The sequence below is a fragment of the Rhodopirellula maiorica SM1 genome (genome assembly GCF_000346295.1).
GTDB classification, from domain to species: domain Bacteria; phylum Planctomycetota; class Planctomycetia; order Pirellulales; family Pirellulaceae; genus Novipirellula; species Novipirellula maiorica.
Window position 1 is genome coordinate 1 of sequence record NZ_ANOG01001020.1, and the last position, 12,330, is coordinate 12,330.

10 protein-coding genes are annotated in these 12,330 nt (G+C 55.2%); 3 read left to right on the forward strand and 7 right to left on the reverse strand.

All coding sequences use genetic code 11. The features are described 5' to 3' along the window. The first annotated feature begins 319 nt into the window (after positions 1-319). Complete coding sequence (locus RMSM_RS33005; protein WP_008708011.1) at positions 320-1,381, forward strand: glycosyltransferase family 61 protein; 1,062 nt, start codon at positions 320-322, stop codon at positions 1,379-1,381. Between the two features lie 32 nt (positions 1,382-1,413). Here the strand turns inward: RMSM_RS33005 and RMSM_RS33010 are convergent, their stop codons facing one another. Next, the gene (locus RMSM_RS33010) at positions 1,414-1,620 is read right to left on the reverse strand and encodes a hypothetical protein (protein WP_008708013.1); all 207 of its coding nucleotides are present in this window, start codon (positions 1,618-1,620) and stop codon (positions 1,414-1,416) included. Positions 1,621-1,670: 50 nt separating this feature from the next. Here RMSM_RS33010 and RMSM_RS33015 point away from each other — a divergent pair, with 50 nt between their 5' ends. Both RMSM_RS33015 and RMSM_RS33020 read left to right on the forward strand, forming a co-directional pair. Further along, the gene (locus RMSM_RS33015; RefSeq protein ID WP_008708015.1) at positions 1,671-2,495 is read left to right on the forward strand and encodes a serine/threonine-protein kinase; all 825 of its coding nucleotides are present in this window, start codon (positions 1,671-1,673) and stop codon (positions 2,493-2,495) included. 61 nt (positions 2,496-2,556) lie between these two features. Continuing rightward, positions 2,557-3,372, forward strand: coding sequence for a PP2C family protein-serine/threonine phosphatase (locus tag RMSM_RS33020; RefSeq protein WP_144058134.1), 816 nt, complete (start codon positions 2,557-2,559; stop codon positions 3,370-3,372). A gap of 119 nt (positions 3,373-3,491) precedes the next feature. Here the strand turns inward: RMSM_RS33020 and RMSM_RS33025 are convergent, their stop codons facing one another. The 6 genes from RMSM_RS33025 to RMSM_RS33050 form a co-directional block, all read right to left on the reverse strand. Then, positions 3,492-5,081 (reverse strand): sulfite reductase subunit alpha, encoded by a 1,590-nt coding sequence (locus tag RMSM_RS33025; protein ID WP_008708019.1) that lies wholly within the window; start codon positions 5,079-5,081, stop codon positions 3,492-3,494. 60 nt (positions 5,082-5,141) lie between these two features. Then, positions 5,142-6,965, reverse strand: a complete 1,824-nt coding sequence (locus RMSM_RS33030; RefSeq protein WP_008708021.1) for a NirA family protein — start codon at positions 6,963-6,965, stop codon at positions 5,142-5,144. Then, entirely contained in the window at positions 6,962-9,202 is a 2,241-nt protein-coding gene (locus RMSM_RS33035) for a molybdopterin oxidoreductase family protein (RefSeq protein WP_008708023.1), read from the reverse strand. Before RMSM_RS33035 ends, RMSM_RS33030 begins: the two co-directional genes overlap by 4 nt. Next, complete coding sequence (locus RMSM_RS33040; RefSeq protein ID WP_008708025.1) at positions 9,199-10,881, reverse strand: DmsC/YnfH family molybdoenzyme membrane anchor subunit; 1,683 nt, start codon at positions 10,879-10,881, stop codon at positions 9,199-9,201. The genes RMSM_RS33035 and RMSM_RS33040 overlap by 4 nt, the downstream gene beginning before the upstream one ends. Before the next feature lie 2 nt (positions 10,882-10,883). Then, positions 10,884-11,744 (reverse strand): GAF domain-containing protein, encoded by an 861-nt coding sequence (locus RMSM_RS33045; RefSeq protein ID WP_008708027.1) that lies wholly within the window; start codon positions 11,742-11,744, stop codon positions 10,884-10,886. Further along, positions 11,735-12,330 (reverse strand): ABC transporter ATP-binding protein (locus tag RMSM_RS33050; RefSeq protein ID WP_040770784.1); only part of this gene is annotated, 596 nt, incomplete at its 5' end. The genes RMSM_RS33045 and RMSM_RS33050, both read right to left, overlap by 10 nt.

Consider the following 12,330-nt stretch of genomic DNA (forward strand, 5'->3'; position numbering starts at 1 on the left):
GTCGGCGTCACGATCGTGTTCAGCATCGCCATGATCGCCGAGCTCAAGAAACCTGCTGCGGCGCAGCGAATCGCCCTGGTGACGCTCGCAGTGGTGGTGGTCTACATCGGGATGTGGGGCAGCTTGGTAAACGTGCGAAACTGAAGAAATACGCGACATAAAGCAAGAACGTAAGCTTCGCGAGCGGATTCCATCTCCATTTTTTCAGCTTGACTTTGCTGCGGACGATTTGCTACCCAAGGGTGTTGGACGCACCCGAGGCGAGAACTCGGGGCGATTTTCCCTCTCTGACACACTCTTTTCTCAATGGGAACCACGGATGGGCACTCTCGAAATCACCCTGCCACTACACACCAGTGTCCGTCATTTTCCCAAAAACCTACGCTCCAGCGACCTCCCGATCTTTGCCTCGTGTCGGTACCAAGAGATCCTGCCCGCTTCGATCGAACGATTGCGCGGGGTTGAGGCGTTTGGCCGAGGTCCACTGCGTCACGAGGGACGCTATCTGCAAGAGAGTTTTGTGACGCCGGCGCATGCCGAAACGTGGCGTCGTGAACGAGGGCATCTGCGGGCCGCTGCGGAGCGTTTGATTCAATCACGCTCGGTCATCCAGTCCCCTACGATATGGATCACCGATAACTGGTCTTGCGGCTATTACCACTGGATGTGCGATGCACTGCCCCGCTTGGAAATGGCGTCCCAGTCGCATGATTTGTCGACGGTAACGCTGCTGTTACCCTACAAATATCGCAAGCACGCCTACATGCGGCAAAGCTTGATTCCGTTTGGGCTTGGCGAAGTCCGTTTCTTGAAGCGATTCGAGCGAGTGTTGTGTCATAACCTGATTTTACCGTCGCATGTGGCCGTGACGGGCAATCACAGCCAACCGATCATTCAGCAGATGTACCAGCGGTTCAGTCGCTATTTGGACGAATCGACGACGGCCGAGGACCAAGCGGTGGCCAATTCATTTGGCGAACGGGTTTACATTAGCCGCAGCATGGCAACACGGCGGCGTGTTGCTAACGAAGAAGCGATTTTGCCGGTGCTAAAGAAACACGGATTCACCGTTTTTACGGCCGAGCAACATGATTGGCGAGTCCAGGTTCAAGTCGCGGCCAACGCCAAATTTCTCGTTTCGAATCACGGTGCTGGGCTGACCAATATGATGATGATGAAACCGCGAAGCCGCGTGCTCGAGATCCGAGACGCCGTCCAAGAGACACCGAACTGCTACTTTTCGCTCGCTTCGGCTGCTCGACTGGACTACTACTATGCACTAGCCCAACGCGTGGATCCTCAGCAGTGCGTGCATCATGGCGACGTGAACGTCGATCCCGAGCGATTCGATGCGACGCTTGGCGAAATGGTGGCGGATTGATTTGACGCTCGCCGCGATTTCGCGGACACTCTTTACGCGTGCAGATGATTGTTGCGTGGGGTATCTGTGAAACGGTCGCTGCGTGCCGTCACTTGATGTGCTGGACTGCCCCCCGCCACAAGATCGCCCGATTGACTGCCGAATCGAGAAATCTCTTGGCGACGTCTTTCCGTGTCGTGGGTCGCTAACAATAATCGAAGCATTCGCTGAGGACTCAATCGGATGTCATGATCGATCACGCCGCACGATTCCTTTCTTATTTCGCTCCCAAAACCGCCTCACGTCTTTCATGCACACCAAACCCAAGTCTCCTGTCCGCGTTGGTACGCGACTTGGAAAGTATCGAATTGAAAGACGGCTTGGCGCGGGAGGATTTGCGACCGTTTATGCTGCGTTTGATACCTTGCTTGGGATCAAGGTGGCATTGAAGATTCCCTCTCCGGAATTGGTTTCTCCCCAATTGCTCGAAGAGTTTCGCCGCGAAGCGAGATTGACGGTCCAGTTGGATCATCCCAACATTTTGCCGATCCGGGACGCCGCCTTTATCGAAGGCCATTTCGTAATCGTGTCGCCGATGGGGGAACGTACGTTGGCCGATCGAATTCAGAAACGGATCGGTTTCGAGTTGGCGTTTGACTATGTTAGCCAGCTATTGGAAGGGGTTGCGTACGCGCACGAGCAAGGAGTCATTCACTGTGACATCAAGCCCGAGAACATTTTGTTGTTCGAAGACAATGTGATTCGATTAGGCGACTTTGGGATCGCCAAAGCGGCTCAGACCACGATCAGCGGTTCAGGGACGGGAACGCTTGGACACATGGCTCCGGAACAGGCGATGGGGAAACCGTCGACTCGATCGGACGTTTTTTCGATCGGTTTGATCGCTTATAGGATCTTTTCGGGTAAGTGGCCTGAATACCCCTTTGAATGGCCACTTGAGGGGGCTGCGCAGCTTCGCCGGCGTGCTCACGGTGATTTAATCGCTGTAATCCGCAAATCACTCGAAGTTAACCCCCGCCATCGTTATCGGGATGCGCCTCAAATGCTATCGATGTTTGAACAAACTCGGCTGAAAGCGATCCGCTTCTCTCGTCGGAACCGAGTCACGGGCTAGAATTAGATACACGCTCATTCTTTCCCCCTCCACCTGCGGGTGGGTCATGATTCCGCCGACCATGCTGTCCACTATTCCCGAAACGCTGCTCGAGTTCTGCATTGAAAGCGACATGAGCGAACCCTGCTCGCTGCCAATGCCGTCGGGATCGGTAATTTCGATTTCGCGGAGGTGTCCGGGCAAAATCGAACCCAACGATGATAGTTCGGTGGTGATTCGCACGGCTGGGGGTGCGATGGTAATGGCCGTGGCCGACGGAGTAGGCGGATGCCCGCTGGGTTACAAGGCATCGGCCATCGCGGTGCACTGTATCGCAGAAATGGTCGCCGCGTCGGATCCCGATGCGGATCTACGGCCTGCGATCCTGGATGGGATCGAGAAAGCCAACACCGAAATCTTAGATCTTGGTATCGGAGCGGCTACCACGTTGTCGGTCGTTGAAATGGTCGAAGGCCGCGTTCGCGCCTACACCGTCGGTGATTCGATGACGATGATCGTAGGCCAACGAGGATCGCTAAAGTGGAAATCGACTTCGCATTCGCCAGTGGGCTATGCGATCGAATCAGGCATGTTGGACGAGGCCGCTGCGATGACGCATGACGATCGTCATGTCGTTTCGAATTTGGTCGGATCTAAAACGATGCACATCGAAGTCGGGCCGTCGCGTCAATTGGCCGCGCGTGACCGTGTGATCTTGGCCAGCGACGGATTGTTCGACAACATGCATTTGTCCGAAGTCGTTGCCACGATGAAAAGTGGCAAGCCGATCAGCTGCATGCAGCAACTGGTTCAAACCGCCAGCCAACGGATGAGCGGTAGCGATGAACAGCTGCCTGGCAAACCCGATGATCTGACAATGCTGTTGTACGCCCGCTAAGGCTGCGGTGTCGCCGGACGTCCCTCGATGTCCGAGCTGCCTGTGCATGTATTGCGACGTCGGAGACGCCGGGCGACATTGTTTTATTCCGACGTCGGCGACGTCGGGCGACATTTTCGCTAGTAGACGTCGCGGACGTATCGTTTTGTTTTCGATAGATTCGTGACGTACTGGTCGGCCTCTTCTGCGGTCATGTTGCCATGTTCGGCAACAATTTGCTTCAACGTTCGATCAACGTCGGCTGCCATTCGCGACGCGTCGCCGCACACGTAGAAGTGAGCACCTTCGCTGAGCCACTGAAACAATTCGGCGCCGTTTTCTCGCATCCGGTCTTGGACGTAGACTTTCTTGTCCCCATCGCGACTGAACGCGGTATCCAGCCGTTGTAGATTTCCCGATTCAACGTAGCCTTGCAATTGTTCTTCGTACAGAAAATCATACGCTTGATGTTGGTCGCCGAATAACAACCAATTCTTACCGCTCGCATCGGTGGCGACGCGCTCTTGCAAGAACGCCACAAACGGCGCGATGCCGGTTCCGGGACCGACCATGATGATCGGAACATTGGGGTCACTCGGGACGGTGAAACCGGTGTGATTCGCATGCGTAAAGATCCGCAGCGACGAACCCGCGTCCAAGCGATCGGTCAACATCGTGCTGGCGACGCCTTTGCGAATGCGTCCCTCACGCTCGTAATGTACCTTGCCAACGGTCAAGTGAACTTGTTCGCCAACCGCCCTCATGCTGCTGGCGATCGAATACAGACGTGGATTCAGTGGTTCGAGCATTTCCATCAACTCGGAACCGGTCAATTTCACGTCGCTGGCCAAACTCAGTGTGTCCAGTACGTCAAAGCCATCGGGCACGCCGTCTTCGAGCATGGTGGAGAGCGTTTGCTCGGCGGCTTCGTCCGCCGTTCGGCTGATCAGTGCTTCGAGCAGCTCGTCGCTGGGGTCTTTCAAGCAGCAATCTTCTTGCAGTCCCAACACGATCGGTTTGGTGTTCCCGAGCGGCGTGGCCACTTCGGCGTTCGGGTCGGCTTCGATTCGCGTCAGAATCTCGCTAATTAAATCACTGCAATTCGATGGGCAGACGCCGAGGGCATCGCCGACTTCGTACTTGATTCCCGATCCTGCCAAGTCGATTTCGACGTGATGAACTGCCTTGGCCGATCCTTCTTTGTTCAAACAACGCGACACAAGCAGTTTGGCGGTGTAGGGAGCGTTTCGTGATGATCCGGGGACTTCCTTTGCAACGGGTGCGGCTGCCACGCCGTTGGTTTCGGCACCGCCCTCTTCCTTGAGCAGTTTCTTGATCATCTGCTTCGTTTCTTTGCCACCGGGGCTGCACAACGATAGATTCGTTTCGGCTCCGGACGCAATCGCTTCACTATAGGATTGGCAGACATAGCCACACGACCCACAGTCGAGCTGTGCCATCGCGGCCATCAATTTTCGGTCTAGCGGCTTGCCTTCCGCCAAACTCATTCGGTCCAGGATCGGCAGCGAATCGTCGTGCCAGGGGAAATCCTCTTCCTCTTCGGCCGGAGCGCTTGGTGTCGTGACGGTTTCACTGGAAAAGCCCATTGCGGTGAGAGCTTCGCTCTGACGAGTATCGGACTGAATGCCCATCATGCCGGCGAAGAAACCGTTCAGCCAAGCACGCTGTTCTTGAGAAAAAGGCGCGCTATCAGGAATCAAGCTACTCATGGTTCGGTTCTGAAAGGAGAGGGAGATTTCTTATTCAATAATGACCGCTGTCACGTCACTTCAAACGCAACTGACGGCAAACGCTTTGAGATCATCGTCACTGGTTCGTCGAGCAAAATCGACGAACGATTCGTTGTCGTTGCGTCCCTGCAAATAGCCACCGACGATCGCCGTGATCAATGCCGGGATGTCCGTGAATGCCACCGATTCAAACAGCAATCGGGCGATCCCTTTGCGGGACCCCCAACCGCCACCCACATTGACGTGGTATCCGTCGACCATGTCATCGCCTTGCTCGACTTGACATGCCTGCAGCCCGATGTCGCCGATGTAGTGCTGAGCACAACTATGGTGGCATCCGGTCACATGAATATTGATGGGTTGATCGAGTTCGAACTGCGATTCAAGTGTCTCCGCGATGATCATCGCGTGCTTTTTGGTATCGGCCCCTGCATACTTACAACCGGCACTTCCGGTGCAAGCGACCAATCCAGCACGAAACGAACTGGCATCGCAGCTAAGCCCCATCAAATCTAGCTTCGCTTTTACCGCCTCGACGTCTTCGTCTCGGATATGAGGAATCAAGACGTTTTGCCACACGGTACAACGGATTTCACCGTTACCGTAGGTCTCGGCAATGTCACAAAGACCGCGTACTTGATCGCTGCTGATGCGGCCAACCGGCAACACCACGCCAATGTATTGACGGCCGGTTTGTTTCTGTGGATGGACGCCCACATGTGCCTGGCGGTCTTCGTGGTCAGGGATCGAAACGAGATTCGAGTCGACTTTTCGCAGTTCGCACCCCATCTCTGTTTCGACCGCTTGGATGAATTTTTCGAAACCCCAATCATCCAGTACGTATTTCAGCCGGGCTTTCTTGCGGTCGGTGCGATCACCGTGTTTGACAAACACGCGAACGATCGCTCCGGCGACTTCCACACACTCTTCGGGACGCAATAAAACGCCGGTGTCACGCGCGAAATCTTTGTGCCCGGTGATACCGCCGAGCGTCAATTGAAAATAAACACCGGCGGGCAACGATTCGCTGGCGGCATCTTCGCTCACCTCCACCGCATGGAACCCGATGTCGTTGGTGTCGTCGAGCGCGCTGATGCTGCCGCCTCCATCGAACGCGATATTGAATTTTCGCGGCAATCCATACATTTCTCGGTGATTGAGGATGTAATGGTGCATCCGTTTCGCAAAAGGAATCGTTTCAATCAGTTCGCTAGGATCGATTCCCGATAGAGCGCTGGCGGTGCAATTGCGAATATTATCGCCGCCTGAACCAAGGCTGATGATGTCGAGTTCGCGAAGTCCATACAGAATGTTCATCGCATGATCGGCCGGAATTTCACGAAGCTGCAAATTCGCTCGTGTGGTCACGTCGACGAAACCGCCCGCGGATTTTTCGGATAGGTCGGCCAATCCCCGCAGTTGCCACGAATGCAAGACGCCACCGGGCAATCGCATCCGGCACATAAAGCTGTTCTGGGCGGGAGCGACAAAAAACAAACCATGGAATTTGGTCAGAAAGACGTCGTCGCCTTTGGGGAATTCGTTAGCATCGGACCGAGCTTGAATTTCGTCCCACATGTCCAGTGGGTTTTTGGCACGTTTGGCCTTCTCTTCTTTGCAGAGTTTTTTACCAGCCGCAATGCAGTCCGCTTGGGCTTGCAGTGCGATCCGTTCGGGACCGACCGGCAGTGCTTCGCCGTTGACCGTTGTCGCGCCTCCGCCGACGGTGATCGAATTCTCCGACGGGCCGGATACACAATTGCTGACCATCGGCAATCGGTTGACCGCGCGTGCCACGTCGGCACCGAACGCGAATCCGGCGATGTATTGTTGTTGCTCTTCGCTAAAGGGTTTCTCACTCATGCTCGTTCGATCCTTACGGCACAGTCTTTGTAACTGGGTTGTCGGCTGTGGGGGTCAAAGTGTCCCAGCGTTAATTGATTGGTGGCTTCATAATGCATTGGCATGAAAGCGTGCCCTGGCTTCACCGTAGGTGTCACCATGGCCGTCGCAAGCAGGCTGCCGCGACGTGACTGAGCACGGATTTGGTCGCCGTTGGCAATCTCCATCGCAGCCGCATCTTTAGGGTTGATCTCGATGTACGCTTCGTTGGGATAAAGCTTGCGAAGCACGGGGCTTTTGCTTGTGCGGGTTTGGGTATGCCATTGGCTAACCGTGCCGCGGCCGGTCATCAGCAGAGTCGGATACTCCGCGTCGGGGGCTTCGGGCATCGGAGTCACGTCGTCGACCACCAAGCGAGCTCGGCCATCGTCGTGATAGAACCGGCCATCGGCGAACAGGCGACGTTGTTGTTCAGGTTGGAAATCGCCTTCGGCATCCGCTTCGGTCCATGGCCATTGGATGCCACCACAGCGATCAATTTGTTCGTAGCCTTCGATGCCGGTGATGTCACAAGGTTGATCTTCGCTCGCCCGTTGCATGATGCGAAACACGGATTCGGGGTCGGACCATTCGGAAAACATCTCCTCGACGCCCCAGTACGATGCCAGCGCGCGAAAGATATAGAAATCGGCCAACGCTTTGCCTGGGGCTCGGCGTACTTTCTTCAGCACACCGTAGCGACGTTCGCTATTGATGATCGTGCCCGACTTTTCACCCCAGCCGGCTGCGGGCAATATCAAATCCGCATGTCGAGCCGTTTCGGTGTTGTGATACATGTCTTGAACGACAAGGAAATCGAGCCGATCAAGCAGGTTGCGTGCCTCGCTTTGATGAATCCAGCTGTGTGCGGGGTTGGTTGCAATGACCCACAATCCGCGAATGTCACCGCGACGAATCCCATCCATGATCCCGTCGTAGCTCCAGCTCGGTTCGGTCGGGATACATTCAGGATCGATTCCCAAACTGCAGGCGACCTTTTCGCGATCGGCCGAGTCTTTGAAATCGTGGTGTCCGAATAGGTTGGTGGTGTTGCTCCACAATCGTGAACCCATGGCGTTGCATTGGCCGGTGATGCTGTTAGCCCCCGTTCCCGGACGGCCGATGTTGCCGGTGATCAAGGCAATATTGATGATCGCTTGTGCCGTTCGTGTCCCTTCGTAACTTTGGTTGACTCCCATCGTCCACCACAGCGACACCGCTTTTCGTCGCCCAATCGTTTCGGCGGTTTGACGAATCGCATCGGCCGAAATTCCCGTCATCGGTGCGACTGCATCGGGAGTAAATCCGCTGACGTGCTCGCACAGCTTTTCAAAGCCTTCGGTGTGTTGGTCGATAAATTTACGATCAACACATTCGCACGCGATCAGGTGGTTGGTGATCGCATACAGCAACGCGAGGTCGCTTTTGGGACGGATTTGCAAATGCTGAGTCGCCGACATCGCACTTTCGGTACGACGAGGGTCGATCACGATGATTTCAGGATTGTTCTGGTTTCGCAGCACCCGTTCCCACATGATCGGATGGCCGATGCAAGGATTCGCACCAATGAAGACCATGCAATCGCTTTGCTCGAAATCGTCGTAGGTGAATGGCGGCGAATCGAATCCAAACGATTCTTTGTAAGCTGTTGCGGCCGTCGCCATACATTGGCGGGTGTTGCCGTCGCCATGTTTAATTCCCATTCCGAACTTGGCCAACGCACCGAGAAAAGCCATCTCTTCGCATGCGATTTGTCCGGTGCTCAAGAACGCGACCGAATCGGGGCCGTGTTGGCGTTGGATCCCCTTCATCCGAGTCGTGAACAGACGCAGTGCATGATCCCATGACACTAGGGCAAATTTGCCGTCCGAGGTGCGGATCAACGGTTCGGTTGCACGATCCTCGGAGTCAAGTACTCGCAGTGCTTCCCAGCCCTTGGGACAAGCCATGCCGAGGTTGACTGGGTACGTTGTTTCCGGTGTAAGACCGACGGCTTCATCGTCACGCAAGTGAAGTCGCAATCCGCAACCGGTCGAACAATATCCACATACCGCCGTCGTCGTGGCGTCCGCTTGCATCGACTCGTGGGTCATCCCGAGCCCGTGGTCTCCCGGATGCAACAGCAGTTCACGCGTCATTTTGCCATCGTGCTTACGCAGCAGTTTGGGCAGCAGCGATCGCGGGGACTTTCCGCTCGTGTTAGGCGTGGGCTGAATCATCGGAACGTTCCTGGCATCCGGTCGTAAACAACACTCATGAAATACAGCAGCCGTTCGGCAATCTCGCCGCCAATGGCAATCAAACCAGCAGCGATGGCAAACGCCGCCGCGGTCCAAGGCGAAACGAACGTCGCCGCTGCGACAACACATAACAGCCCCAAACTCGTATTGGCCGCCAGCATCCGATAGCGTGCAAGCCGTGAAAGCGATTGACGCACCAAGCGACGTGAGCGACGGTCATAGGCATCCCCACGTCCGTTGGGATTCAAATGCACGCTCCATTCCCAGGCCGCTTTGCTGGCCAATGTGATCAATGCAAACATCGTGATCGCCACAGAAATGAAACGGCTTTCACCCTGCAGGATCAATAGCGGCAGTACACCGATTGCTCCGGCGACTACCGCGGTTCCCATAAAACGAATCAACGTTCGCGAGCTTCTCCAAATTTGGCGGCGGGTCGCGATGTAGATCATCGCGCTGCTGAACAGCCCCGCTGCTCCGACGACGATCGCCATCACCAATGTCAAACTTGCGGCCCAAGCGGGAATCCACTGTTGAATTGATTGAGGTATGTAATCGCTAAAAACCGGCAGCCAATACAGTGCCGTGGCGGCGGTTAGCAGTCCGACATATTTGCCAAGCACAACCGCTTCGCGACTGAGCCAACTCGTTTTTAAACCTAAAAAGACACGCCAAGCTCGCAGCGGTTGACCCAGATGCAGCGATGCGATATTCAGTCCAACGCCGCCAATCAGCAGTGCGGCCAGTAAAATCGATCGCGTGGCCATGACGGAGTGATCGTGACCTGAAACCCAGGCCAATGTCGCGGCTAAACGCTCGATAAATATCATCCCCACCGAGACTTGGGTGGCGACCAACATCACCGCTAATGGCCAATGGCTTTCGGCCACATGGTCCACCCCGATGTCTTGAGGTGCTGCGTTTTTCGTGGCGCTACCGTATTCGCTGCGGTAGTTCGTCGTCGGTTTCGTAATCGTCGATACCGGCGCACCCGCTGCAATGCGGTCATCCGAGGCGAATTCGGTTTCGGCGGTATTAACCACCACGATCGAGATGGCTTCGTTTGGACATGATTGCACACATGCCGGAGCTTCGCCGGCAGACAAACGTTGGTGACACATGTCGCATTTACGGACAATCCCCAGACGTTCGCTGTATTGAGGCACCTCGTACGGGCACATCATCGTGCAATATTTGCAACCGATACATTGGTCGTCCAAGTGACGGACGATGCCTGTCTGAGGATCCTTTTCGTAGGCTTTGACCGGACATCCATTTAAACATCCTGGGTCTTCGCAGTGATGACAGGCGGTCGTAACGTGTTGGATACGCGGCGTTTCGGGTTCACCGATCGTCAGCGTCCCGACTCGCCGCCAACTTTCGTCTTCGTCCAATCCGTTCATCGTGTGACACGCGACCACGCACGCTTTGCAGCCACTGCATTGGTCCAAGTCAACGTCGAACGAGTATTGTTGTCCAGGTGCCGGGGGTGACGCCGGCATCAGACTGCGGTAATAGCGTGCTTGCGCCGGAGCTGCACTCGCTTCGCTGTCATGGGTGGAACTAAATTGTTCCACAGCCGAAAGCGACTGCTGCTCGGCCAGCAATTGCTCGACCAAGTCAGGTGACGACTGAACGATAGGGAGTGCGATGGCCATGATTAAAACAACAACACAGTAACGCTGGTGATGGCGTCGGATTCATAAAATGGAATGGCAAGACAACCTTGGATCGGTGTGGCGTCTTCGTCGAATTGTCGGCCCGATCGCAAAATCGTCGGGTTTTCTGTCACGGTGGCTCCGTTGTGTTCATCCGCCAACGCCGGGATGCCCGAATTTGCCGGCATGGACGTGCCGATCGCCAGTTCGATCTGGGGGTCGGGGTAGCTGGCTGATTCAAGCGTATAACCTCCATCGGCATCCGCTCGCCAAATTTCAAAACCGCGTGCCATCGGAGCGACGTTGCTGCTGATCAACAACACGGAGGCGACGTAGTTCTCGCCAGCAACCGGAATCCCGATTGCGGTTTCCAGTGTGCCTGCGCTTGCACCGGCGGCACGTAAAAAACCGCTGTGGTTGGCGAGATCGTTGTGGATGATCGATCGCAATGAATTCCAGACCTGTCCGGGAAGTCCCGAGCCCTTTTCAAAGCGGATGAAGGACGAAACGTTTTGGAAACGTGCGAGATGACCGTAATATCCCGAGCTTAATGCGACTTCCTCGTAGATGCCCACCGGCGACCATACTTCGAATACGCCTGGTGTTTGGTCAACGGCCGTGGTGGCCAAGACGACGATTGAAACGATGGTTTCGTTGCGAAAGACCGGAAACGCGAGGGCCGCGACGGCGTTCTCTTGCTGCAATGTCACCACCCGAGCGGTTCCGCTTTGCAGACATTCGATTGCCAATCGATCGAGTTCCGATTCGCCTTCGTTGTCGACGCAGCGGTTGTCGTGGACATCGTAGGTGCGAACGTCGCATAAGAATGCGTTGGAGAGTTGACGGGGCAATGTTAAGCACATACCGAGTCCTCCTCGTTCACATTTTCAGCCTTCTTGGCTTCATGCTTGGCGACGTCTTGTTTCAACTTCTTGTGGTCTTGTTCCTCTAGGAAACAGAGCAGTTTTTCTCGGTAATCGTAGTACTCGGGATGCTCGAGCACTTCGGTGCGTACGCGTGGGCGATCAAACGGAATGTCAAAAATAGCACCGACCGTTGCTCGCGGGCCGTTGGTCATCATCACGACGCGGTCGCTCATAAACAGAGCCTCGTCGACATCGTGAGTGATCATCATCGTGGTGACTTGATCGCGAATCAGGATCTCAAGCAGAATCTCTTGCAATTCCATTCGGGTTAGCGAGTCAAGCATTCCAAACGGCTCGTCAAGCAACAGCATTTTGGGTTTCAATGCAAACGCGCGGGCAATTCCCACGCGTTGTTGCATGCCTTGACTAAGATCCGATGCTCGTGTGCGTAGGTTGTTGCCCAAGCCGACGAGCGACAAATAATACGCCGACAAATCGTGACGCTGTTTCTTGGTCGCATGCGGATAAACTTGATCGACACCCAACAGCACGTTTTCGATCGCCGTCATCCACGGCATCAAAC